16 protein-coding genes are annotated in these 25,439 nt (G+C 68.1%); 9 read left to right on the forward strand and 7 right to left on the reverse strand.

Annotation, left to right across the window (positions count from 1 at the left end; genetic code table 11):
* Nucleotides 1-69: 69 nt before the first annotated feature.
* From trpS to QFZ26_RS14645, 3 genes are read right to left on the reverse strand one after another with little or no spacing between them, the layout of a single operon-like run.
* Nucleotides 70-1,080, reverse strand: coding sequence for a tryptophan--tRNA ligase (trpS, locus tag QFZ26_RS14635; protein WP_307043355.1), 1,011 nt, complete (start codon nucleotides 1,078-1,080; stop codon nucleotides 70-72).
* 49 nt (nucleotides 1,081-1,129) lie between these two features.
* Nucleotides 1,130-1,969 (reverse strand): exodeoxyribonuclease III, encoded by an 840-nt coding sequence (locus tag QFZ26_RS14640; protein ID WP_307043357.1) that lies wholly within the window; start codon nucleotides 1,967-1,969, stop codon nucleotides 1,130-1,132.
* A gap of 10 nt (nucleotides 1,970-1,979) precedes the next feature.
* Nucleotides 1,980-2,159, reverse strand: coding sequence for a hypothetical protein (locus QFZ26_RS14645; RefSeq protein WP_307043359.1), 180 nt, complete (start codon nucleotides 2,157-2,159; stop codon nucleotides 1,980-1,982).
* Nucleotides 2,160-2,483: 324 nt separating this feature from the next.
* Between QFZ26_RS14645 and QFZ26_RS14650 the strand changes: the two genes are divergently transcribed.
* From QFZ26_RS14650 to QFZ26_RS14660, 3 genes are all read left to right on the forward strand, one after another.
* Nucleotides 2,484-4,064 (forward strand): DUF7927 domain-containing protein, encoded by a 1,581-nt coding sequence (locus tag QFZ26_RS14650; RefSeq protein ID WP_307043361.1) that lies wholly within the window; start codon nucleotides 2,484-2,486, stop codon nucleotides 4,062-4,064.
* Nucleotides 4,065-4,298: 234 nt separating this feature from the next.
* Nucleotides 4,299-6,320 (forward strand): DUF7927 domain-containing protein, encoded by a 2,022-nt coding sequence (locus QFZ26_RS14655; protein WP_307043363.1) that lies wholly within the window; start codon nucleotides 4,299-4,301, stop codon nucleotides 6,318-6,320.
* 276 nt (nucleotides 6,321-6,596) lie between these two features.
* The gene (locus QFZ26_RS14660) at nucleotides 6,597-13,766 is read left to right on the forward strand and encodes a prealbumin-like fold domain-containing protein (RefSeq protein ID WP_307043365.1); all 7,170 of its coding nucleotides are present in this window, start codon (nucleotides 6,597-6,599) and stop codon (nucleotides 13,764-13,766) included.
* A gap of 173 nt (nucleotides 13,767-13,939) precedes the next feature.
* Here QFZ26_RS14660 and QFZ26_RS14665 read toward each other — a convergent pair whose 3' ends face one another.
* From QFZ26_RS14665 to sdhC, 4 genes are read right to left on the reverse strand one after another with little or no spacing between them, the layout of a single operon-like run.
* Nucleotides 13,940-14,698 carry a succinate dehydrogenase iron-sulfur subunit gene (locus QFZ26_RS14665; protein WP_307043367.1) on the reverse strand — a complete coding sequence of 253 codons (759 nt, stop codon included), beginning with the start codon at nucleotides 14,696-14,698 and terminating at the stop codon, nucleotides 13,940-13,942.
* 1 nt (nucleotide 14,699) lies between these two features.
* Nucleotides 14,700-16,508 carry a succinate dehydrogenase flavoprotein subunit gene (gene sdhA, locus QFZ26_RS14670; RefSeq protein WP_307043370.1) on the reverse strand — a complete coding sequence of 603 codons (1,809 nt, stop codon included), beginning with the start codon at nucleotides 16,506-16,508 and terminating at the stop codon, nucleotides 14,700-14,702.
* 7 nt (nucleotides 16,509-16,515) lie between these two features.
* Entirely contained in the window at nucleotides 16,516-16,959 is a 444-nt protein-coding gene (locus QFZ26_RS14675; protein WP_307043372.1) for a succinate dehydrogenase hydrophobic membrane anchor subunit, read from the reverse strand.
* 12 nt (nucleotides 16,960-16,971) lie between these two features.
* Nucleotides 16,972-17,394, reverse strand: a complete 423-nt coding sequence (sdhC, locus tag QFZ26_RS14680; protein ID WP_307043374.1) for a succinate dehydrogenase, cytochrome b556 subunit — start codon at nucleotides 17,392-17,394, stop codon at nucleotides 16,972-16,974.
* Between the two features lie 181 nt (nucleotides 17,395-17,575).
* Between sdhC and QFZ26_RS14685 the strand changes: the two genes are divergently transcribed.
* The 6 genes from QFZ26_RS14685 (at nucleotide 17,576) to QFZ26_RS14710 (ending at nucleotide 25,433) form a co-directional block, all read left to right on the forward strand.
* Nucleotides 17,576-18,700 (forward strand): mannose-1-phosphate guanylyltransferase, encoded by a 1,125-nt coding sequence (locus tag QFZ26_RS14685; RefSeq protein ID WP_307043376.1) that lies wholly within the window; start codon nucleotides 17,576-17,578, stop codon nucleotides 18,698-18,700.
* 23 nt (nucleotides 18,701-18,723) lie between these two features.
* Complete coding sequence (locus QFZ26_RS14690) at nucleotides 18,724-19,785, forward strand: BMP family lipoprotein (RefSeq protein ID WP_307043377.1); 1,062 nt, start codon at nucleotides 18,724-18,726, stop codon at nucleotides 19,783-19,785.
* A gap of 193 nt (nucleotides 19,786-19,978) precedes the next feature.
* Complete coding sequence (locus QFZ26_RS14695; RefSeq protein WP_307043379.1) at nucleotides 19,979-21,079, forward strand: BMP family lipoprotein; 1,101 nt, start codon at nucleotides 19,979-19,981, stop codon at nucleotides 21,077-21,079.
* Nucleotides 21,080-21,235: 156 nt separating this feature from the next.
* Nucleotides 21,236-22,750, forward strand: coding sequence for an ABC transporter ATP-binding protein (locus tag QFZ26_RS14700; RefSeq protein WP_307043381.1), 1,515 nt, complete (start codon nucleotides 21,236-21,238; stop codon nucleotides 22,748-22,750).
* On the forward strand, nucleotides 22,747-24,126 hold the full coding sequence (locus QFZ26_RS14705) for an ABC transporter permease (protein ID WP_307043383.1): 1,380 nt from the start codon (nucleotides 22,747-22,749) through the stop codon (nucleotides 24,124-24,126). Before QFZ26_RS14700 ends, QFZ26_RS14705 begins: the two co-directional genes overlap by 4 nt.
* Nucleotides 24,123-25,433 (forward strand): ABC transporter permease, encoded by a 1,311-nt coding sequence (locus QFZ26_RS14710; RefSeq protein ID WP_307043385.1) that lies wholly within the window; start codon nucleotides 24,123-24,125, stop codon nucleotides 25,431-25,433. Before QFZ26_RS14705 ends, QFZ26_RS14710 begins: the two co-directional genes overlap by 4 nt.
* The last annotated feature ends 6 nt before the right edge of the window (nucleotides 25,434-25,439 follow it).

Genomic DNA, 25,439 nt, shown 5'->3' on the forward strand with positions numbered 1-25,439 from the left:
GCGGCTCACAGGAACATGCGACTTCTGGAATGTGAACGGGCGGGGCCGCTGCGCCGGGGGGTGGGCATGTCAGCCCCGTCGCACGAACCCGACGCGATCGTAGACCTCGCGAAGCACTCGTTCGGCCCGGTCGGCGGCCTTGTCGGCACCGATCGTCAGGAGTCGGTCGAGCTCGGCCGGGTCTTCCATGAGTTCGAGCGTGCGGGCACGGATCGGGGCGAGCGCGTCGACGACCACCTCGGCGAGCTCCTTCTTCAGGTCGCCGTAGCCGCGCCCCGCGTATTCGGCCTCGAGCGCCGTGATGCTCGTGCCGGTGATGGCGGCGTAGATGTCGAGCAGGTTGGAGATGCCGGGCTTCGCGCTCGGGTCGTAGCGGATCTCACGCTCGGTGTCGGTGACCGCGCTCTTGATCTTCTTCGCTGTGATCGCCGGGTCGTCGAGCAGCTTCACGAGCCCCGCCTCGGACGCCGAGGACTTCGACATCTTGGCGGTCGGCTCCTGCAGGTCGTAGATGCGCGCCGACTCCTTCGGGATGAGCGCCTCGGGCACCGCGAAGGTGTCGCCGTAGCGGGAGTTGAAGCGCGCCGCGAGGTCGCGGGTGAGCTCGAGGTGCTGGCGCTGGTCATCGCCCACCGGCACGAGGTGCGTGCCGTAGAGGAGGATGTCGGCGGCCATCAGCACGGGATACGTGAACAGCCCGACCGTGGTGGCGTCGGCGCCCTGCTTGGCCGACTTGTCCTTGAACTGGGTCATGCGGTTCGCCTCGCCGAACCCCGTCATGGTGCCGAGCACCCAGGCCAGCTCGGTGTGCGCGGGCACGTGCGACTGCACGAACAGCGTGGAGCGTTCGAGGTCGACCCCGGCCGCGAGGTACTGCGCGGCGGTGCGCCGGACGTTGTCGTGCAATGCCACCGGATCTTGCTGCACCGTGATGGCGTGCAGGTCGACGACGCAGTAGATGGGGTCGTAGTCGTCTTGCAGCGCGACCCAGTTGACGAGGGCGCCGAGGTAGTTGCCGAGGTGCAGCGAGTCGCTCGAGGGCTGCATGCCCGAGAAGACGACGGGGCGGGAAGCGTTCATGTCTGGTGGATCCTCGCGTTCATGGATGCCGGCGGTGGCGGGCGACCGGTCAGATGGCGTAGTCGACGACGACGGGCGCGTGGTCGGACCATCGCGCGTCCCACGCGTCGGCACGGTCGATGGAGTACGAGACCACCGTGGCCGCCAGTGCCGGAGTGGCGAGCTGATAGTCGATGCGCCAGCCGGTGTCGGTGTCGAACGCCTTGCCGCGCTGCGACCACCACGTGTACGGGCCGGGCACCTCGCCCGCGAAGCGCCGGCCGATGTCGACCCACCCGAGGCCGGCGCCGGCGTTGTACGCCTCGTCGTCTTCGGCGCCGACGAACCGATCGAAGTACGCGCGTTCTTCGGGGAGGAACCCTGCGCGCTTCACGTTGCCCTTCCAGTTCTTGATGTCGAGCGTGCGATGGCCCACGTTGAGGTCGCCCACGATGACCGCGAACTCGCTGTGCTCGGCGAGCCGGGGCATCCGCTCTTGCATCGCATCGAGGAATTTGTACTTCTCGACCTGCTTGGGGGTGTCGGCGACACCGGAGTGCACGTATGCGGAGACGACCGTGATGACGCGGTCGCCGACCTCGTAGTCGGCCTCGAGCCAGCGCCCCGCGCTGTCGAAGTCGGCGGCGCCGAGCTCGACCCGGTGGATGCTCGCACGGTTGCGGCTCGCGATGGCGACACCGGCGCGACCCTTCGCCGTAGCCGGGTCGTGCAGGATGTCCCACTCGTCGCCGAGCAGCGATTGGAGATCTTCGGCCGAGGCCCGCACCTCTTGGAGGGCGAGGATGTCGACGTTGCGCCCGGCCAGCCAGTCGCCCATGCCCTTGCGGAACGCGGCGCGCACTCCGTTGACGTTGACGCTGGCGAGACGGAGGGGTTTCGCTGGGGGCATGCATCCGATCCTACGGGAGCCCTCCGACGTCGGTTCGCGCGGTCGCAGCGGCGACGGAGGCCTCGAGGAACGCGAGCTCCTGCTCGGCGAGCGCGAGGCGTCGACGGGCCGGAAGCCGCATCATCCAGTTCGAAGCGCCGAGGTCGTCTTGCGCCTCTCGCACGCGCACCTGCGCAGCCGACACCCGCACGGGAAGAGCGTCATGCTCTTGTGCGTGAGGTCGCTCGCCCGCGCGATGGGCGAACGGACCGCGCCATCGAGGTCGAGCGGGTCTTCAGGCGGTGGCGGGTGGCGGTCGGGAGCGGCGTCGTTGCGCCTGCTTCCCCGATGCCCAGCGGAGGTGCGCGCGCTCACGATTCCACCCTGGTGATCGAAGCGAGCGAACGATGGCACGCCGGGCATCGACTTGTCAAGCCGTGGTGCCTGCATTGAGAAGGCTCTTCGTGCGCGAGCACACTGAAAGTGCTGACCCGGCATACCCGAGCCGGCTCCCAACCCGAAATTTGGAGCTGTCATGCATACCCACAACCCTGCCCACCGCGCCGACCCACCAGACCGGGTTCGCCCACGCGCGGGCGTCATCGCAATGCTCGCCGGCATCGTCGCCGGCGCGCTCGTGCTCTTCGGAGCACCGGCGGTCGTCGCTGCCGACGATCTCGCCGCCGTCCCGACCGCCGAGGTCACTGCCGTCGCGCCCGCGGAGGGCGAGGCGACGGAACCCGAGGCGCCGCCGCCGCCCGAGACGGCTCCTGAGCCGCCTGCCGAGCCGGTAGCCGAACCACCTGCCGAGCCGGTGGCCGAACCACCTGCCGAGCCGGTGGCCGAGCCGCCTGTCGAGCCCGTGCCCGAGCCGCCTGCCGAGCCGGTCGCCGAATCGGCCGAGCCGATCGAGGCAGTAGCGCCCGAGCCCGAGCCCGCCCTCGCGGCCCAAACGGTTGCCGTCGCGGAGGACCCGGGCGGACCGCCGATCCAAACCGGGTTGAACGACCATGTCGCGATCTGTCACGCCACCTCGAGTGAATCGAACCCGTACGTGTTCATCAACCCGAGTGTGCGTTCGATCATCTCCCCGGTCGGCGACCCGGGTGACCCGTTCCACGGTGGCCAGGCGCACGCCGTGCACCAGGACGCCGGCGACATCATCCCGGCGTTCGACTACCTCGACTCGGAAGGCAATCCGCAGCACTTCCCGGGGCTGAACCTCGATCTCATCGACATCCTCGAGAACGAGTGCGGGGCTCCTGTGCCGACGGTGCAGCTCTCGGTCGTGTGCCCGCCTGGGGGCGATCCCACGCCCGCGCTGAACGTCTCGCTCTCGGGTCTGCTCGTCACCTTCGACTATGAGTTGAGGGTGTTCCGGGTCGGGGACGACGAGGAGGTGGCATCGCTGTCGATCACGCCGACCGGCGCGGTCTTCAACGGTGAGCTCGCAGCACTGCCACCGGGTGAGTATCTCGTGCGCCTGGAACGCGAAGGGGTGACCGTTCGCACGGCCGTCGTCACGATCGCGGAGTGCCCGCCGCCGCCGCCTCCAGTCCCCGGGTGGGAGCTCATGAAGAGCTCCGTCCCCGCTGACGGGGCGACGGTGATGCCGGGCGACATCGTGAGCTACACCCTCACGGCAGAGAACACGTCGCAGGCGGTCGTCATTGGCGCGCAGGCGTTCGACGATATCTCCGACGTGCTCGATGACGCCACGTTGCTGCTGCCACTGCCCGCTGGTCTCACCGGCCCGGTCGGCGGCGTGCTCACGTGGAGCATCCCCGACCTCGACCCGGGAGAGACCGCCTCGGTCACCTACCAGGTCAGGGTCGACGCGAACTCGGGCGGGCAGCTGCTCCACAACGTGGTCGTGCCGTCGCAAGGCGGCGAGTGCCCCGTGGGTGGCGCGGATGCGAACGGTCCGTGCGTCGTCGATCACCCGGTGAAGCCGACGCCACCGCCGCCGGCCCCCGCGAAGGCCGCCCCGGTGACCCCGGTCCGGCTCGCCGAGTCGGGTGTCGAGACCGGTGGGCTGATGCCACTCGGCGCCGCGCTGGTCCTGCTCGGCGCAGCCGGATCGGCGTTCGCAGCCCGTCGTCGATCGATGGGATGAACCGCCTGAGAGTGCGATGAGGATCGCATGACGGATGCCGCAGCCGAACGTTCGGCTGCGGCATCCGTGTGTCGTCTCCCAGCGCTGACGAGCAGTGGTGGCCCGTCAGAGTGGTGGCCCGTCTTCGGGGGGAAAAACCCGGGGAATTCTTGCCGATCGCAGATTCCCCAGCGCACACTGGCACCGCTGACCCGGTTTACCCGAGCCGGCTCCCAACCCGAATTTGGAGCTGTCATGCATCGATACAGTCCTGCCCACCACGCCATCCGATCCGAACGGCTTCGTCCGCGAGCGGGCGTCACCGCCACCGTCGCCGGCTTCGTCGTCGGCGCCCTCGTGCTCTTCGGAGCGCCGACGGTCGCCGCAGCCGACGAGCTCGCCGCTGCCCCCGCCGACACCACCGTCGTCGCACCCGCCGAGGTCGCGACGACGGATCCCGAGGCGCCACCGCCCGCCGAGCCGGTCGCCGAACCGGTCGTCGAACCGGTCGTCGAGCCGGTCGCGGAACCCGCCGTGGCCGAACCATCGGGCGATCCGCCCGCAGGTCCGCCGGTCGATCCGGTCGTGTCCGAGGCTTCCTCGCCGGAGCCCGCACCCGAGCCGGTCACGGCGGCCGCCAGGTTGGCACTCGACACGGCCGACGGGAACGGCGGACCGCCGGTGACCACGATCCCCGCGTGGAAGGACAAGGTCGCCATCTGCCACGCCACCTCGAGCGAATCGAACCCGTACGTGTCGATCAGTCCGAGCGTGCGCTCGATCATCGACCCGAACGGTGACCCCGAGGACCCGACCGACCCGTCGCACGCGCACTCGGAGCACCAGGACTTCGGCGACATCATCCCCGCGTTCGACTACTTCGACAAAGAGGGTGTCGAGCACCACTTCCCGGGCTTGAACCTCCACCTGCTGCCGATCTTCGAGAACGACTGCGACCTGCCCGAACCGGCGCTGCAGCTCTCGGTGGTGCCGTGCCCGCCCGCCGGAGCGGTGACGCGCCTGCTGCACGTCACGGTGTCCGGCGTCGTGATCAGCTTCGATTACGAGTTGACGGTCTACGTGTCCGGCACGGACGACGTCGTCGCTGAGCTCACATTCGAGGCCGCGACCGGCACGTTCGACGGTGACTTCGAGCCGTTGCCGCCGGGAGCGTACGACGTCACACTCCACCGTGTCGGGGCCGATCCCGATGAGGATCGCACCGTCACGATCGTGCTCGAAGCATGCCCCCCGCCCCTTGTGCCGGGATGGGAGCTCATCAAGAGCTCCGACCCGACCGACGGCGAGACGGTCGAGGCCGGTGACGTGATCACGTACTACCTCGACGCCGAGAACACCTCGGAGGCGACGGTCACGGGAGCGCAAGCCTTCGACAACGTCGCCGACGTGCTCGACAACGCAACGCTCCTCGAGCTCGGTCCCGGTCTCACCGGCCCGGTCGGCAACGTGCTGACGTGGACGCTGCCGACCCTCGAACCGGGTGAGGCGGTGCAGACCTGGTACACCGTCGAGGTCGGCGAGGACGTCGTGGGCGAGCTGCTCCACAACGTGGTCGAGCCGTCCGAGGGCGGCGAGTGCCCGCCCGGCGGCGAGGATGCGAACGGACCGTGCGTCGTCGACCATCCGGTGAAGTCGATCGCCCTCGACGGCCAGGCGATCTGCAAGAACGACACCCCGTTGTTCAGCTACGCCATCACGCCGTTCAACATCGACGACCCCGCCGCCAACCCGATCGTGCTGATCTGGTGGACGCCCGAGGCCTTCGCCGCTCGTGACCCGTCGCTCCCGGCCGGTGACATCGCGGCGATCCTCGCCGATGGTGCCTCGCAGGTCGATCCGATCGCCTACCCGGCCGGTTGGTCGAGCGGCGTGACGATCTCCGACGAGCAGCTCTGGCCGGGAGCGGCGGTCGACGCCCAGGGCAACCCGACGGACTGGCCCGGCTGGACGCTGCTGCCCGACGGCACGTGGATCCTCGACCCCAGTGCGCCGTTCTACGACCTGCGCGCCGAGGCGGTCGTCGAGATCCGCATCAACCCGTCGACCGACGCCATCGCGGTGTACCCGCCGCCGACGCCCAACTGCAACGCGGCGCCGCCGCCCAACCAGGCGAAGCCCGCCTCGACGCCGACGACGCCGACCGGGCTCGCATCCACGGGCGTCGAGACCAGTGGGCTGCTGCCGTTCGCCGCGGCGCTGCTGCTGCTGGGAGCTGCCGGGCTGGGCGTCGCAGCCCGTCGTCGATCGATGGGATGAACCGCCTGAGCGTGCGATGAGGATCGCACGACGGATGCCGCGGCCGCGTGTCGGCCGCGGCATTCGTGTACCCCATCTGCGGGTCGGCAGGGCTTGAGCGTGTCGCTTTCGTAACCAAACGACCCCCGTTTTGGGTCCAACGCGAGGGTTCCTCGCATTGGGGTGCCGGTGCAAGTATTCGCTTGAGTCCGTTTACCCGCGGATTCGAGCCCGCACTACCCGGCGGGCTGAGTACAGCCAGGGCGTTGTTCACGCCCCGTAACCCGAAGGCTGATAATGACTGTTTCGCGACGCCATGCCCGCACCCTCGACGCACTGACCGGTACCCGGTCGTGGCGGCTGGAGGCCAGACGCGCCAGGCGCAAGCTGCTCAGCTCGGTCGCCATCACGGCGTTGCTCGCGTCAGGCGGCATCGTCGTCGCGACGCTCGCGCCGGCGCAGTCGGCCTCTGCCGCCACGCTCGGACCGATTCAGACGTCGTTCGAGATCGACGGGAACACCGCCGGCGCGAACGACTGGCAGGGTGTGATCGGGTCGACCCCGAAGCCGCCCTACGTCACCGCGTCGGGCGACCAGTCGACCGGCATCATCACGGCGCAGCGCACGTGGGACGACGGCACGACGCAGGGATCACCGGGAGTCTGCGGCGTGAACCTCGGCACCGACGACATCTTCGTCAGCAGCACGAAGCTCGACGATCCGAGCTGGCCGCAGACGGTCGGGACGGCGAACGACAAGGGCGATGCCTGTACCGGCGGCTCGGCCTACGAAGTCGTCACCGACGACGGCGTGCAGCACACGATCTTCTACGCCTACTGGACGCGGTACTCCGGCAGTGGCGACATGACCTCGTACGAGGTATTCGAGGGGCCGGCCGCCGGTCGCGCCGACGACTACCTCATCGAGTTCAACTACAACTCCGGCGGCGGCGGGTCGACATCGGTCAGGGTCCTGGGCTGGGACGGCAACTCGTGGGAGCCCACAGGCGCGACGGTGGTCTACCAGGCGGCAGTGGGCAAGAACACCGACACGAACACGACCGGCAATGCCGCGACGTTCGGTGAGCTCGCGATCGACCTCACGGCGTCGGGGCTGCTCCCGAGCGGCGGCGCGTGTCGAACCTTCCTCGACTCGGGGTTCATCACCAAGACCGGTGAGGGCGGACCGGCGACGCTCAAGGACATCCTCGTCGCCGACGCCCCGATCACCCTCAGCAACTGCGGCGGCCTCGTCGTCAAGAAGGTCGCCAACCCGGCCGACGCCACCTCGGGCGACGTCTTCGACTACACGGTCAACCGCACCGGCGGCGGCCTCGTGCACGACGGCACCCTCACCGGCCCCGTGCTCCCGCAGGGGAACAACAACGCGATCGTCGCGCCCATCGGCGTCGGCGACACCCACAATTGGGGCAACGTCTTCGCCGGCAATGACTACCAGCTGGCGGAGACCGTCGACGCCGGGCAGCCTTGGGCGCACCAGTCGACCGTGTGCACCGTGACGAACCCCTCGACCAACCAGCTCGAGACGTACACGAACCAGCCGTTCAAGCTCTACATCGGCGCGAACACCACGTGTGTGATCACCAACGCCACCTCCGGCGTCAAGATCACGAAGGTCGCCCAGGGCGACGCGACCGCGTTCGACTTCACCGTGAACGGCACGCCCGTCCAGGTCGCCGGCGGCCAGAGCTCTGCCGTCACGTACTTCGTGCCCGGATCCAGCGTCACGATCAACGAGATCGCCGAGGCCGGCACGCCGGCCTGGCACCTGACCGGGCTCGTGTGCGACCAGCCTGCGACCACCAACCTCGCGACCGGCACCGCCGTCGTGACGACCGTGGCCGGGCAGATCACGAACTGCACGTTCACGAACCAGCAGGACGGCGCGATCAAGATCATCAAGAATGTCGCGGGTGCGAACGGCACCTTCGACTTCACCACCACCGTCCCCGGCGGCCCGTTCTCGATCACCACGACCGGCGACGGCAAGACCGGCTCGAAGGATTACACGAGCGTTCCGGCCGGCATCTACACCGTGACCGAGACCACGCCGGCACCGGCATACGACCTCACTGGGCTCAGCTGCACCGACGATGCGACCGGCGTCGCGTCGACCGGTGACATGGCCACGGGTGTCGCAACGATCAACCTCGAACCGGGCGAGCTCGTCACCTGCACCTACACGAACACGCAACGCGGCAACATCATCGTCACGAAGCAGACGAACCCCGACGGGTCGTCGACCGAGTTCGACTTCACGCTGACCGGCCAGCCCGACTTCAACCTCGCCGACGGCGAGTCCGCTGAGTTCAACCAGGTCAAGCCCGGTGCGTACACCCTGACCGAGGCGGCGCTCGACGGCTGGGATGTCACGAGCATGACCTGCACGGGTGAGACCCCGACCACGGATTCGCCGATCAACCTCACCCTCGACCCCGGGGAGACGGTCACCTGCACCGTGCTCAACGCGGCGACCAAGGGACGCGTGACCGTCGAGAAGAAGGTCACCGGGGTTCCCGCCGGATACGACTGGTCGTTCCCGATCTCGATCACTCCCGTTCCCGGTGGCCAGCAGGGCACCATCGACGCCACGGATGAGCAGCCGATCGTCGAGTGGAAGGACCTGAACGTCGGCACGCAGTACACCCTCACCGAGGGTGACCTCCACGGCTGGGACGAAGGCACGATCACGTGCACGGGCATCCAGGATGAGTCGGATGCCGCGGGCTTCCAGTTCACCGTCACCCCGGGCCTCTCGCTCACATGCGCGGTGACCAACGACGCCGAACCCGGCGAGGTCAGCGTCACGAAGACCGTCGCGGGCGTCGCCGCCGGCACGGCCTGGGAGTTCGACCTCACGATTGACCCGGCCGACGAAGTCGACCCGAGCGCAACTCAGACGGTTTCGGGCATCGGTAACGCTAGCGACACCGTGACCTGGTCGAACCTCGTCGTCGGTGAGGAGTACACGATCACCGAAGCCCTCCCGGCCGGCTGGACCGGCGGAGTCGTCGAGTGCGGACCCGACTCGAATGCGCAGCTGCCCGGCGATCAATTCGTCGTCACGCCCGGTTTCACGCTGAGCTGCACGGTGCTGAACACCGCGATCGCCGCATCGGCGAAGATCACGAAGACCTCGGTCGGCGCGAGCGGCTCGTTCACCTTCGTGCTGACGCCGCTCGCACCCGCAGGTCCCGCGGTCGAGCAGATCATCCAGACGCCAGTCGGCGGAGGCACGGGTGAGACGACGTTCGCCAACCTCGTGCCCGGCGCGACGTACTCGCTCGCCGAGAAGAACCCTGGAGACGGATGGATCGCGGGCGACCTCGTCTGCACCGTGAAGCACGCCGGGAGCGATATCGCGCAGGCGGTCACCGAGAGCGGGTTCACCGTGCAGGCCGGCGACGTGTTCACGTGCGACATCACGAACACCGCCAAGGGCAAGATCGTCATCGTCAAGAACATCGACGGCGCCGACGGCGCCTTCCAGTTCACCGGCACTTGGCCGTGGGATGGCGATCCGTCGATCGGCAGCTTCGCCGTCTCGACGAGCGGCGGCACTGGAGCCAACACCTACGACAACGTCGTGGCTGGCAGCTACAGCGTCACCGAGATGCTGACGAACTCCCACATCGGCGAGCTGGTCTCGTGCACCGAGACCCGTCAGGGGGGTGCCGACCACGGCTCCTCGATTGACGCGAACACTCCGCTCAAGGGGCTCATCGACCTCGACCCGGGTGAGACCGTCACGTGCGTGTACTCCAACACCGAGCTGTCGTCGATCATCATCGACAAGGTGGTTCCGGGGGTCGGTTCGATCCCCGGAGGTGCTGGCGTGGCCTTCCCCTTCACCTTCGACAACGGTGACGTGGTGACGCCGTTCACGCTGACCGACGCTGACCCGTCGAAGGTCTTCGGGCAGCTCGTGCCCGGCACATACACGGTCAACGAGGGGGCGACGGCGAACTGGGAGCTTCAGGGCCTCGTCTGCTCGCCGACCGGCGGAGTGGAGATCACGGCCGCAACGGCCAAGATCACGCTTGCTGCAGGCCAGACCGTGACCTGCACGTACAGCAACGTGCCAGACGCGGGCGACGTCACCGTGCGCAAGATCGTCGCGGGGGTGCCGCAGGGCTACCCCTTCGACTTCGCGATCACCATCTCTCCGGCAGTGACCGGACAGGACGCGACCCAGCACGTCACGCAGGGTGACGCCAGCGTCAGCTGGACCAACCTCGTCGTCGGCCAGACCTACACGCTCACCGAGGGCGACGTCGGCGGCTGGAACGAGGGTGCGATCATCTGCGAGGGCCTCACCGACGCGGGCGCGGCTGCTGGCTTCCAGTTCCTCGTGACGCCGGGCCTCTCGCTGAGCTGCACGGTCACCAACACCGCCGTGCCCGGCCAGGCCACCGTCACCAAGCACGTGACGGGCGTCCCCGAGGGCTTCGAATGGGACTTCGACCTGACGATCTCGCCGTCGACCGGCGTGCTGCCGTCTGCTGTGCAGACAGTGAGCGGCATCGGTGACGTCGACGGCAGTGTCACGTGGACGAATCTCCAGATCGACACGGTCTACACCGTGACCGAGGGCGAGCTCCCCGAGGGCTGGACGGGTGGCCAGGTCGTCTGCACCGACGCCGACCCCGCAACGACGGGCAACCAGTTCGTCGCGACCCCGGGTGCCACCCTCACGTGTGACGTGACGAACGACGTGGTGGCGCCCACGGGCCAGATCTCGAAGGACCTCACTTCGATCGAGCAGAACGCCGACGGCACCTGGGACCTCGTCTACGAGGTGACGGTCGCCAACCAGAGCCCGGTCGCTCCGCTCGTCTACGACCTCGACGACGAGCCGTTCTTCGGCGTCGGCGTCGTGATCAACGAGTCGTCGGCGACCGGACCCTCCGACGAGGCGGCGGACTGGGATGCCGAGGCGGGGAACTTCATCCTGGCGCGCGATGCGTCGGTCCCGGCATCCGAGGCCGACACCTACATCATCACCATCAACGCGACGGCTGGTGAAGAGGTCTTCGAGACGAGCCAGCAGCTGTGCCAGGAGGGTGATACTGAGCCGGGCGGATTCCGCAACACCGCGTTCCTGACGGTCGGAGACGGTGACCCGCAGCCGGCCACCGACTGCGCCGAGCCCGGACGAGCCGTGATCGAGAAGAAGACGATCGGCTCACCCGAGAACCTCGGTCTCGGCACTTGGGAGGTTGACTACGAAGTCGTGGTGACGAGCGAGAGCGATCTCCCCTTGTTCTACGATCTCGAAGACGAACTCGGGTTCCCGGTCGGAGTGACGATCGTGAGCGCGGTGGCGACCAACGACGCCGGCGTCGACACGAGCGATTGGGACGGCGATGCCGTCACGGTGCTCGCAGAGGACGAGGTGATCGCCCCGCTCGACGTGCATACCTACACCATCACGGTGGTCGCGAACGTGGTGAACATCACCACGCTCAACGACGTGACCTGCGTCGCCACGACGAGCGGTAAGGGCTTCTTCAACGGGGCGACCCTCGAGAACGGCACGATCGTGACCGAGGTGAGCGATTGCGCCACGATCCCGGTCGGGCGCATCCAGCTCCTGAAGACAGTCGACAACGCGGCACTCGCCGCGATCGCCAGCCAGATCGACCTCGGCAATGTGCCGCCGGGCTCGCTCGCCCTGCTGACGGCAGGCGATTGGAACCTCACTGGGAACATCACACAGGTGATGGTCAAGGGTGATGCGGGCCTCGTGTTCACCGTGCCGACGGGCGACTACTCGCTCGCTGAGGCGATCAGCGAGGCGAAGCAGAACTACCCGCTGCTGGCCTACTACTTCGCCGGCGACTGGATGTGCGGTCTCGACGGCGGACCGAGGTCGATCGCGGTGGGTGACATCGGCACCGTCGAGCTCGGCCACCTGACGTCGTGCACCATCGAGAACACGGCCGAGTCGGTCGACGTCAGCCTCGAGAAGGAGTACGAGCTCGCCGAGGGTGAGACCTCGGTCGAGGCCGGCGACGAGTTCGACTACCGGCTCACGGTGCGGAACAACGGTACCCTCGCGGTTCCCGACCTCGACGTGTCCGACGCCATCGACCCGCAGCTCGAGGTCACCGGTCCGGCGACGTTCGACGGTGATGGCACGTGGACCGAGCAGCCGACGGTCGGCGACAACGCGTTCGCCGCACACGGGGTCGGACCGTTCGCCCCCGGGGACGTCACGACGATCACCATCCCGGTCAGGATGCTCCAGCCCGCACCGGTGGAGGCGCCCGATGTGGTCGGTCCGAACGACCCGCCGCCGGTCATTCCGCCGGTCAACCTCGACGACATCCCGAACGAGGCCTGCGTTGCGATCACTCCGGTGGAGGGGGGCTTGCAGGATCTCATCTCGACCAACAACTGCGACGAGGTGGAGCTGCCACAGCGGGCCATCGACGCGGGCGCCTACCCGCGTTGCGTGAACGACGTGCCGTGGCTGTACTTCAACGTGCAGGTATCCGACAGCGTCGAGCCCGGCCCGATCACGGTCACGTGGACCTCAGCTGATCCCGATGGCGACGGCCCCGCCGTCCCGCTCGTCGAGGTCTACGAGATCCCGTGGGATGAGCGGAGCGGGCGGCTGTTGTGGCCAGGTGCCGCAGTCGACGAGAACGGCATCCCGTACCAGTTCCCGGGATGGCGGCCGATCACCGAGCAGGACCTGATCACGCCCCCGACCCCGGGCACCCGGTACCTCGACCTGATCCTCGACGAGACGGTGCCGACCTACCCGTGGCGCGACATGGTCAACCCGGCGACGGTGACATTCTCGGTGAACCCGAGCCAGGAAGTGCTCGTCACGTACCCGCAGGCGCTGCCCACCTGTGCGATCGTCCGTCCGCCGGAGCTCGAGATCGAGAAGACCGCGAGCGTGGCGTCCACGGTTCCCGGCGGCGACTACGAGTACACGCTCAGCGTCACCTCGGTCGGTACCGGCGCGGCTGAGCCCGTGGAGGTCTTCGACACGATCCCGGCCAACCTCCGGGTCGACTCGATCACCACCGACCCGGCTCCCGCGTTCCCGCGCTGGGAGAACTGCGAGGTCACCGGTGAGAACTCCAGCGGCTACGGTGGCGTGCTGCACTGCGACCTGCTGGGCGTGCTCGGGCCCAACCTCACGACGGCGCCGGACATCGTGCTCGGCGTGCACGTCAACCCATCGAGCACCTCGACGCTGATCACGAATGTCGGCGAGGTCTGCTGGTCCGACGCCGATGTCGTCGATGACACGGTCATCGAGTGCGCCGAGGACAAGGTCGACGTGAAGGTGATCGTGGCAGCTGTCGCGAGGACCGGTGTCGACACGGTTCCGCTGCTCTGGGGCGGCGCAGGCCTCTTGGTGATCGGCGCGATGCTGATCGCCGGGATGATGATCCGGCGCCGTCGAGCGGGGGACACCGCACAGTAGGAATCGAGTGCCGTGGGGGCCCGGGTCGGTCGACCCGGGCCTTCACCACGCGCTCGCGATGACGAGCCGAGGCGCCCCTGAACAATGCAGCCCCTTAACAATAAGGAAGGGGCCCGTAACAATAAGGAAGGGGCCGATGCATCCGCACCGGCCCTCCTCATGTCAGCTTCGCGTCACGGCTTGCCGCGCATGATCGCCTGCTTCACCTCGGCGATCGCCTTGGTGACCTCGATGCCACGGGGGCACGCGTCGGTGCAGTTGAAGGTCGTGCGGCAGCGCCAGACGCCCTCCTTGTCGTTCAGGATGTCGAGGCGAACGGATGCCGCATCGTCGCGCGAGTCGAAGATGAACCGGTGCGCGTTGACGATGGCCGCGGGGCCGAAGTACTGCCCGTCGGTCCAGAACACGGGGCAGCTCGACGTGCACGCGGCGCAGAGGATGCACTTGGTCGTGTCGTCGAAGCGCGCGCGCTCCGCGACCGACTGCACGCGCTCCTTGCCGGGCTCCGGCTTCGAACCGGGAATGAGGAACGGCTGCACCTCGCGGAAGCTCGCGAAGAACGGCTCCATGTCGACGATGAGGTCCTTCTCGAGCGGCAGCCCCTTGATGGCCTCCACGTAGATGGGCTTCGAGATGTCGAGGTCCTTGATGAGCGTCTTGCAGGCCAGGCGGTTGCGGCCGTTGATGCGCATCGCGTCGGACCCGCAGATGCCGTGTGCGCAGGAGCGACGGAACGTGAGCGAGCCGTCCTGCTCCCACTTGATCTTGTGCAGCGCGTCGAGCACCCGGTCGGTCGGGTACATCTGGACGTCGAAGTCCTGCCAGCGCGGCTCGGTGTCGATGTCGGGATCGAAGCGGCGGATCAGGAACGTAACGGTGAACGACTGGATGGCGGCATCCGTCGACTGGGCCTCGAGCATGGCGGTGCTCACGTCAGTACTTCCTCTCCATCGGCTGGTAGCGCGTGATCGTGACCGGTTTCCAGTCGAGCCGGATGTGGTCGTCGGCGAGCGAGGAGTGCGGGTCGCCCGACAGGTAGGCCATCGTGTGCTGCATGTAGTTCGCGTCGTCGCGGTTGGGGAAGTCGTCGCGCATGTGCCCGCCGCGGCTCTCCTTGCGATTACGCGCGGAGAAGACGACGACCTCGGCGAGGTCGAGCAGGAAGCCGAGTTCGACCGCCTCGAGCAGGTCGGTGTTGAACCGCTTGCCCTTGTCTTGGACGGCCACGTTGCGGTAGCGCGCGCGCAGCCCGGCGATGACGTTCGTGACGTGCTCGAGCGACTCGTCGGTGCGGAACACCTGCGCGTTCTTGTCCATCTCGTCTTGCAGCTCTTTGCGAATGGCGGCGATGCGCTCGGTGCCGTTCGAGTCGCGCAGCTGCTCGAGCATGCCGCGAACGGCCGCGGCGGGATCGTCGGGCAGGGGCGTGAAGTCGACCGTCTTCACGTATTCGACCGCGTTGCGGCCGGCGCGCTTGCCGAAGACGTTGATGTCGAGGAGCGAGTTCGTGCCGAGGCGGTTGGAGCCGTGCACCGAGACGCACGCGCACTCGCCGGCCGCGTAGAGACCGGGCACGACGGTCGCGTTGTCGCTGAGCACCTCGGCGGCGACGTTGGTGGGGATGCCGCCCATCGCGTAGTGCGCGGTCGGCATCACCGGAACGGGCTCGAAGACGGGGTCGACCCCGAGGTAGGTGCGCGCGAACTCGGTGATGTCGGGCAGCTTCGTCTCGAGCACCTCGGCGCCCAAGTGCGTGCAGTCGAGGAGCACGTAGTCCTTGTGTGGGCCGGCGCCGCGGCCCTCGGCGACCTCCTGCACCATGCATCGGGCGACGATGTCGCGAGGCGCCAGGTCCTTGATGGTGGGGGCGTAGCGCTCCATGAAGCGCTCTCCGCTCGCGTTTCGGAGAATCGCGCCCTCGCCGCGGGCGCCTTCGGTGAGGAGGATGCCGAGGCCGGCGAGGCCGGTCGGGTGGAACTGGAAGAACTCCATGTCCTCGAGCGGAAGGCCCTTGCGCCAGATGATGCCGACGCCGTCGCCCGTGAGGGTGTGCGCATTCGAGGTGGTCTTGTAGATCTTGCCGAAGCCGCCGGTGGCGAAGATCACGGCCTTCGACTGGAAGACGTGCAGCTCGCCCGAGGCGAGATCGTAGGCGACCACACCCGAAGGCTGGTTCACGCCGTCGACCTCGGTCATCACGAGGTCGAGCACGTAGTACTCGTTGAAGAAGTTGATGCCGAGTCGCACGCAGTTCTGGAACAGTGTCTGCAGGATCATGTGACCCGTGCGGTCGGCCGCGTAGCAGGCCCGGCGAACGGGCGCCTTGCCGTGGTCGCGGGTGTGGCCGCCGAAGCGGCGCTGGTCGATCTTGCCCTCGGGCGTGCGGTTGAACGGCAGGCCCATGTTCTCGAGGTCGATGACCGCGTCGATGGCCTCCTTCGCGAGGATCTCGGCCGCGTCCTGGTCGACGAGGTAGTCGCCGCCCTTGACGGTGTCGAAGGTGTGCCACTCCCAGCTGTCTTCCTCGACGTTCGCGAGCGCCGCGGCCATGCCGCCCTGCGCCGCGCCCGTGTGCGAACGGGTCGGGTAGAGCTTGGAGATGACCGCGGTCTTCGCGCCGGGGCCGGCTTCGATGGCCGCGCGCATGCCGGCGCCGCCGGCGCCCACGATGACGATGTCGAACTGGTGGTAGTGGACGCCGTCGATGACCGTGGTCTCGGCGTCGGCGTTCTGGGGGTTCACGTATCTCCTATGCGGCGCAGAACGAGGGGAGCAGGTCGGCCGGGGCCCCCGCGGGGCACGGCTCGAAGGTGAAGACGACGAGCGTGCCGAGGATGATGAGCACCGCTGCCGAGGCGAACAGGGCCCCCTTGAGGATGCGCTGCACGGTGCCGGGGTTCGTGTAGTCGTTGACGATCGTGCGCATGCCGTTGGCGCCGTGGATGAGCGCGAGCCAGAGCATCAGCACGTCCCACCACTGCCAGAACGGGTCGGCCCACTTACCGCCGACGAAGCCGAAGTCGATGGCCTTCACGCCATCGCCGACCATCAGGTTCATGAACAGGTGGCCGAAGATGAGCACGATGAGCACGACGCCCGACGCGCGCATGTAGATCCAGCCCCACTTCTCCCAGTTCACACCGCGCTTGCGCGCGGGGCGGGCCGGGCTGCGAGGCGCCTCGATGACAGTCATGTCCGCGACTCCTTAGTGACTGAAGACGTTGATGAGGTGCCGCGGCACGAAGGCGAGCATCGTGACGATCCAGAGAGCCACGACGATGTAGAACAGCAGCTGCTGGTGGCGCGTGGCCCAGGACCAGAAGTCGACGAGGATGATGCGCAGTCCGTTATATGCGTGGAACACGATCGCGCCGACGAGGGCGACCTCGCCGAGGCCCATGATCGGGGTCTGGTAGGTGCTGATGACGGCGTTGTAGGCCTCGGGGCTGACCCGCACGAGGGCGGTGTCGAGGATGTGCACGAGGAGGAAGAAGAAGATCGCGACACCGGTGATGCGGTGCAGCACCCATGACCACATTCCCTCGCGACCGCGATACAGCGTGCCGCCCGGCCTCTGTCTCGCCGGCTTCTCGGGTGCGGTCAGGGTTCCTGCCGAAGTCTCTGGCATGAACAACCCTCCCTGGCTGTGTGTATCGCCCCTGATGACGAGGGCATGACGGGCACACGGCCCGCTGAGAGTCTAGTCCGGCTGCATCGAGGCCGCCGCTCAGGCCTGCCTGAGTCTCTCGATGTCGAGATACCGGATGCCGCCCGCCTCCGTCGCGGGACGGCCGAGTATCCTCGAACCCATGTCAGTCGCCCAGTTCCCGCTCGAGCGCTTCTACAGCGTGATCCCCGCCGGTGGCGTGGGATCGCGCCTGTGGCCGCTCTCCCGGGCGGACGCCCCCAAGTTCCTGCACGACCTCACCGGCTCGGGGCAGACGCTCTTGAAGGACACCTGGGATCGACTCGCCCCGTTGTCGGGCGACCAGCGCATCATGGTCGTCACCGGTCGGGCGCATCGCGCCGCGGTCGAGGCCCAGCTGCCCGGTCTCGCCGACGTCAACGTCGTGCTCGAGAGCGAGCCGCGCGACTCGACCGCCGCGATCGGCCTCGCCGCCGCCATCCTCGAGCGGCGCGAGCCGGGCGTCATCATCGGCTCCTTCGCGGCCGACCACGTGATCTCGGGCGAGGCGCTTTTCCGACAGGCCGTCGCCCAGGCATTCGCGGCAGCCGAGGCCGGATACATCGCGACCATCGGCATCACGCCCACGGAGCCCGCGGTCGGCTTCGGATACATCGAGTGCGGAGCGCCGCTCGAGATCGAGGGGGCCGAGCACGCCGAGGCGGTCTCGAGCTTCGTCGAGAAGCCCGACCTCGAGACCGCGAAGGCCTACCTCGCGGGCGGCAAGCACCTCTGGAACGCGGGCATGTTCATCGCCCGCGCCGACGAGCTGCTCGCCGAGATCGCACGCAACAAGCCCGAACTCCACGCGGGCCTCGTCGAGCTGGCCGAGGCATGGGACGACCCGGCGACCCGAGGGCCGGCGGTCGACCGCATCTGGCCGAAGCTCGAGAAGATCGCGATCGACTACTCGGTCGCCGAGCCGGCAGCGGCTGCCGGGAGGCTCGCGGTCATCCGCGGCCATTTCGCGTGGGACGACGTCGGCGACTTCGCGTCCCTGGCCAAGCTCAACACCGCCGGCCGCAGCGGCGAGCTCGCGATCCTCGGCGAGAACGCGCGCGTGCTCGCCGACGCCTCGAGCGGCATCGTCGTGAGCCGTTCGAACCGGGTCATCAGTCTCATCGGCGTGCACGATATCGTCGTGGTGGACACTCCCGATGCGCTCCTCGTGACCACGAGCGAACACGCGCAACGGGTGAAGGCGGTCGTCGACGCCCTCCGGCTCGGCGGCTCGAACGACGTGCTCTGAGCGCACGGGGAAGCAGGGTTCGGATGTCGGTTCGTCGAAGCATCGCGTTCGGAGTCGCGCTCGTCGCGGCATCCGTCGCACTCGCCGCCTGTGCCCCTGCCCCCGACGCCGGCGACGGCGGCGAGGCGGGCGAGGCCTGCGTGCGTATGGTGACGAACTCGGGCGGGCTCGAAGACCGCTCGTTCAACCAGTCGACCTGGGAGGGCCTGCAGCAGGCCGAGGAGGAGTACGGGGTCGAGGCCGAGGCGCTCGTTTCGACGGGTGAGACCGACCTCGCGCCGAACGTGCAGCAGGCGGTCGACTCGGGCTGCGAACTCATCGTCACCGTGGGCTGGGAGCTCGCCGAGGCGACGCTCGATCAGGCCGGCTCGAATCCCGACCTCTCCTTCGCGATCGTCGACGAGACGGTCGACGCCCCGAACGTGAAGTCCGTGGTGTTCGACACGGCACAGGCCGCCTACCTCGCCGGCTACCTCGCCGCAGGCGTCTCGAAGACCGGCGTCGTCGCCACCTTCGGCGGCGGCAACCAGCCGCCGGTGACCCTCTTCATGGACGGCTTCGTCGACGGCGTCGCGAAGTACAACGAGGTGCACGCGGCGCAGGTGCGCGTGCTCGGCTGGGACAAGGCGAAGCAAGACGGAGCCTTCACCGGCGACTTCGAGGACATCAACAAGGGCAAGGTCCTCACCGAGGGATTCATCGACCAGGGTGCGGATGTCATCCTCCCCGTCGCGGGCCAGGTCGGCGAGGGTGCGGCCTCGGCCGCGCTCGAGCGCGGGGGAGTCTCGGTGATCTGGGTAGACAGCGACGGCTACGACTCGCTGCCCGCCGAGTTCCGGCCGGTGCTGCTCACGAGCGTGCTGAAGAACACGCAGGACGCCATGATCGGCATCGTCGGCGAGGTGCAGGAGGGCGCGTTCACGAACGAGCCCTTCATTGGCACCCTCGAGAACGGCGGGGTCGAGATCGCGCCCTACCACGACCTCGCCGCGCTCGTCACGCCGAGTCTCGACGGTGAGATCGAGGGGCTGCGCCAGGCGATCATCGCGAGCGAGATCGTCGTGGAGTCGCCGAGCCGCCCCTGACAGCTGCATCCGCCCACCACGGCTGCATCCGCCCCCGTTCGAGGGGCGTCGGGGCTGCTCATATGAGCAGAACATCGCGTCTTGATAACCATTGCCTATCACGGCGCCCTCAGGCGATAGCGCCACTCGCAACATTGGGTAACGTGACTGAACGGGCCTCGAGACAGTCGGGGCGCAGACTTTGGAGGACACTGTGAAGGTCACGACCAGGAAGGCCGCACTCGGCGGTCTCGCGATGTTCGGTGCAGCTGCACTGCTCGCCGGATGCGCACAAGCTCCCGAAGACAACGGCGGCGACGGCGGCGGCGAAGCGCTCGACTACCTGCCCTGCATGGTGTCCGACGCCGGCGGCTTCGACGACAAGTCCTTCAACCAGCTCGGCTTCGAGGGCCTCGTGAAGGCTGCCGACGAGCTCGGCGTCGAGTACAACGAGGTCGAGTCGGCCGCTGAGACCGACTACGCCTCGAACCTCACGAACCTCGTCGACCAGGGCTGCAACACGATCGTGACGGTCGGCTTCCTGCTCGCTCCCGCCGCCCTCGAGTCGGCTGAGGCGAACCCCGACCTCGAGTACATCTCGATCGACGACACCGTCGACACCGACTTCGACGGCACCACCGACGCGCCGAACATCAAGCCGATCATCTTCGACACCGCCCAGGCCGCGTTCCTCGCGGGCTACCTGTCGGCCGGCACCTCGCAGACCGGCGTCGTCGGCACCTTCGGCGGCATCAACATCCCCACCGTCGCCATCTTCATGGACGGCTTCGCCCAGGGCGTCGAGTACTACAACGAGGAGAACGGCACGGCCGTCAAGGTCCTCGGCTGGGACCGCGCCAACCAAGACGGCTCCTTCACCGGTGGCTTCGAGGCGAACGACACCGCGCGCCAGATCGCCCAGGGCCTCATCGACCAGAACGTCGACGTGCTCCTGCCTGTCGGCGGCCCGATCTACCAGAGCGCCGCGGCAGCCATCCGCGACTCCGGTCGTGAGATCGCCCTCCTCGGCGTCGACGCCGACGTGTACGAGACCGACCCGTCGGTCGGCGACCTGCTCCTCACCTCGATCCGCAAGGGCATCGACGTCGGTACCTACAACGCGATCATCGAGGCCGGCAACGGCGAGTTCGACCCGACGCCGTTCGTGGGCACCCTCGAGAACGAGGGCGTGAGCCTGGCTCCGTTCCACGACTGGGAGGACCGCGTCCCGGCTGAGCTCGCTGACAAGCTCACCGAGCTGCAGGATGCGATCGTCGCCGGCGACATCGTGGTCGAGTCCTACCTCGCCGAATAGTCGTTCAGCATGAAACGGGGAGGTCGGCGCAAGCCGGCCTCCCCGCTTCGTTCACGGAACGGCATGCCTCGCCGCAGTTGAGCGCGGCGGTCGGCGGACCTCCAACATTCGCGCAGCATCTCCAGCAGATGCAGCCTTCTCAGTAGGATCGGGAGCATGAAGCTCGAACTTCGCGGCATCACGAAGCGATTCGGCAGCCTCGTCGCCAATGACCACATCGATCTCACCGTCGAGTCCGGTGAGATCCATTGCCTGCTCGGCGAGAACGGCGCAGGCAAGTCGACGCTGATGAACGTGCTCTACGGCCTGTACCAGGCCGACGAGGGCGAGATCCTGCTCGACGACGAGGTGCAGCGCTTCGCCGGCCCGGGCGACGCGATGAACGCGGGCATCGGCATGGTGCACCAGCACTTCATGCTCATCCCCGTCTTCACGGTCGCCGAGAACGTCATGCTCGGCCACGAGCAGACGACCTTCGGGGGGCGGCTCGACCTCGCGGCCGCGCGCGAGAAGGTGCGCGAGATCTCCGATCGCTTCGGCTTCCACGTCGACCCCGACGCGCTCGTCGACGACCTGCCGGTCGGCGTGCAGCAGCGGGTCGAGATCATCAAGGCGCTCTCCCGAGATGCGAGGGTGCTCGTCTTCGACGAGCCGACCGCGGTGCTCACGCCGCAGGAGACCGACGAGCTCATGGCGATCATGCGCCAGTTGAAGCAGTCGGGCACCGCCATCGTCTTCATCACGCACAAGCTCCGCGAGGTGCGTGAGGTCGCCGACCGCATCACGGTCGTGCGGCTCGGCAAGGTCGTCGGCGAGGCGGCGCCGACGGCCTCGAACGCGGAGCTGGCCTCGCTCATGGTCGGGCGCGCCGTCGAGCTCACGGTCCACAAAGACGAGCCGAAGCTCGGCGATCCCGCCCTCGTGGTCGAGCACCTCACGGTCATCGACCACACCGGCCACCTCGTCGTCAACGACGTCAGCTTCGAGGTCCGTCGAGGTGAGATCCTCGCGGTGGCGGGGGTGCAGGGCAACGGGCAGACGGAGCTCACCGAGGCGCTCCTCGGACTCCAGCCCCGCGTCGAGGGCTCGGTCGTCCTCGACGGCGAGCAGCTCACCGGTGCCAGCGTGCGCAAGATCCTGAACGCCGGCGTCGGGTTCGTGCCCGAAGACCGCAAGGAAGACGGCCTCGTCGGCGAGTTCTCGGTCGCCGAGAACCTCATGCTCGACCGCGCCGACGGTCCGCCGTTCGTCAAGGGCGGCAACCTGCAGCGCGGCTTCCTCGAGCAGTTCGCCGAGGAGAAGGTCGCCGAATTCGACGTGCGCACCCCCGGCATCGACACGAAGGTCGGCCGGCTCTCCGGTGGCAATCAGCAGAAGGTCGTGCTCGCGCGCGAGCTGAGCCGCGATCTTCGCCTGCTCGTCGCCGCCCAGCCCACGCGCGGCGTCGACGTGGGCTCGATCGAGTTCATCCACAAGCGCATCGTCGAGACTCGCGACTCTGGCGTGCCGGTCGTGGTCGTGTCCACCGAGCTCGACGAGGTCACTGCGCTCGCCGACCGAATCATGGTGATGTACCGGGGCCGCATCGTCGGCATCGTGCCCGGCAACACCTCCCGCGACGTGCTCGGCCTCATGATGGCCGGCGAGACTGCCGAAGGAGCCGCCGCATGAGCGACCCGAACGATCCCGACGTGAGCCTCGAGCAGCCGGGCGCCATCGACGACGCTTCCGGCACCTCGGCCGACCGGGCGTCGACCTCGACGGCGACCTCGGTCGAGTCGGAACCCCCGGTCACGACCGCTCCGGGCACGACCGCTCCCGGCGCGACACCCGAAGAGCCGTCGCGCTGGACCATCGCGTTGCGCGAGATCACCACGGGCAACGCCATCATCTCGGTGCTCGCCGTGGTGCTCGCACTCATCGTGGGTGCGATCATGATCGCCTTCACCGATGAGCGGGTGCAAGAAGCCGCAGGCTATTTCTTCGCGCGGCCGGGCGACACCTTCATCGCCATCTGGGAGTCGGTCTCCGGCGCGTACGTCGCCTTCTTCCAGGGCTCGATCTACAATTTCCGCCGCCCCGACTTCGTCGCCGGCATCCGCCCGCTCACCGAGACGCTGACCTTCGCAACACCGCTGATCGCCGCCGGCCTCGGCGTCGGGCTCGCGTTCCGCGTGGGCATGTTCAACATCGGTGGCCGTGGCCAGATGCTCATCGCGGCATCCGCTGCCGGCTGGGTCGGCTTCGCCGTCGACCTGCCGATGTACCTGCACATGATCGTCGCGCTCATCGCCGGAATGATCGGCGCGGCGCTCTGGGCGGGCATCGCCGGCCTCCTGAAGGCGCGCACCGGCGCACACGAGGTGATCGTCACGATCATGCTCAACTACGTGGCCCTCTACCTCGTGTCGTGGATGCTCCGCACGCCGGGCCTGCTCCAGGCGCCCGGATCGAACAACCCCAAGACCCCGGCCATGAAGGACACGGCGATCTTTCCCGAGCTCCTCGGCCCGCAGTTCAACCTCCACTTCGGCTTCATCCTCGCGGTCGCCGCGACCGTGCTCGTGTGGTGGATCCTCAATCGCTCGAGCCTCGGCTTCCAGTTCCGCGCCGTGGGCGAGAACCCCAACGCCGCCCGCGTCTCGGGCATCAACGTCAAGTCGATGTACGTCTACGCGATGCTCATCTCCGGGGCGCTCATCGGTCTCGCCGGCGTGAGCCAGGTGCTCGGCACCGTGACCACGGGCTTCTCGAGCGGCATCGATGCCGGCATCGGGTTCGATGCCATCACCGTGGCCCTGCTCGGGCGCTCGACACCGTGGGGCATCTTCGCCGCGGGCATCCTGTTCGGCGCGTTCAAGGCCGGCGGTTTCTCGATGCAGGCCGCCGAGGGCGTGCCGATCGACATCGTGCTCGTCGTGCAGTCGCTCATCGTGCTGTTCATCGCCGCGCCGCCGCTCGTGCGCGCGATCTTCCGCCTGCCGGCCCCAGGCTCAGCGCCCAAGCGGCAGAGACCGATCGTCACGAAAGAGGTGAAGGCGAAATGACCACCGTGACCGGCACCGCACCCGATGCGCCCGTCTCCCAGTCCCTCGACACGACCGTCGTCGTCAGCTGGAAGGCGCCGATCGCGTTCGCGATCTTCACGCTCCTCACGATCATCCTGTTCGTCTTCGCCGGACCCGACGCCTCGGCGACGTTCCGCCTGTCCCCGGCGGGCGACGCGTTCCAGCTGCCCGAGGTCGTGCTGTCGTCGCAGGTGACCGGGTGGGTCGTCATGGCGCTCCTCGCCGCCATCACCGTCGCGAGCGCCCTGCTCATCCGGGCGCGGCGCACGGTGCCGCTCTGGCTCACGATCGTGTTCGCGGCGGTGTTCCTCGTCGGATTCCTCACGTGGGCGGCCGCCGGCGCGAGCACCCCCGTCATCCCGGTGCCCGGACTCCTCGCCGGCGCGCTCAGCCTGTCGGTGCCCCTCATCTTCGGCGCGCTCTGCGGCGTCATCTCCGAGCGCGTCGGCGTCGTCAACATCGCGATCGAGGGCCAGCTCCTCGCCGGGGCGTTCACGTCGGCCGTCGTGGCATCCGCCATCGGGCAGGCGGTCCTCGGCCAGATCGTCGGCATCATCGCTGCCGCCGTCGCCGGCGTGCTCGTCTCCTTCGTGCTCGCCGCGTTCTCGATCAAGTACTTTGTCGACCAGGTCATCGTCGGTGTCGTACTGAACGTGCTCGTCATCGGCCTCACGAGCTTCCTGTTCTCGCAGGTGCTCGCGCCGAATGCCTCGACGCTGAACTCGCCGCCTCGCCTCGAGCGGCTGCCGATCCCGCTGCTCGCCGACATCCCGCTCATCGGCCCGATGTTCTTCCGGCAGACGATCATCGTCTACCTCATGTACATCGCGGTCGCCGCCGTCTACATCGGGCTCTTCCACACGCGCTGGGGCCTTCGGCTCCGCTCCGTGGGCGAGCACCCGCAGGCCGCAGACACCGTCGGCATCAACGTGAACAGCACCCGATTCTGGAATGTCTCGCTCGCGGGCGCGATCGCCGGCGTCGGTGGTGCCTTCTTCACGCTCGGCTCGGTCGGTGCCTTCAACAAAGAGATGACGGCAGGCGCCGGCTTCATCGCCCTCGCCGCAGTCATCTTCGGGCAATGGGACCCGATCAAGGCGACGTTCGCGGCGCTCCTCTTCGGGTTCGCCTCGAACCTGCAGAACACGCTCTCCGTCATCGGCTCACCGGTGCCGAGCGAGTTCATGCTGATGCTGCCGTACCTCATCACGATCTTCGCCGTGGCCGGATTCGTCGGCAAGGTGCGCGGCCCCGCCGCCGCCGGCAAGCCGTACATCAAGTCCTGACCAACG

Source organism: Agromyces ramosus, assembly GCF_030817175.1.
In the GTDB taxonomy this organism is placed as follows: domain Bacteria; phylum Actinomycetota; class Actinomycetes; order Actinomycetales; family Microbacteriaceae; genus Agromyces; species Agromyces ramosus_A.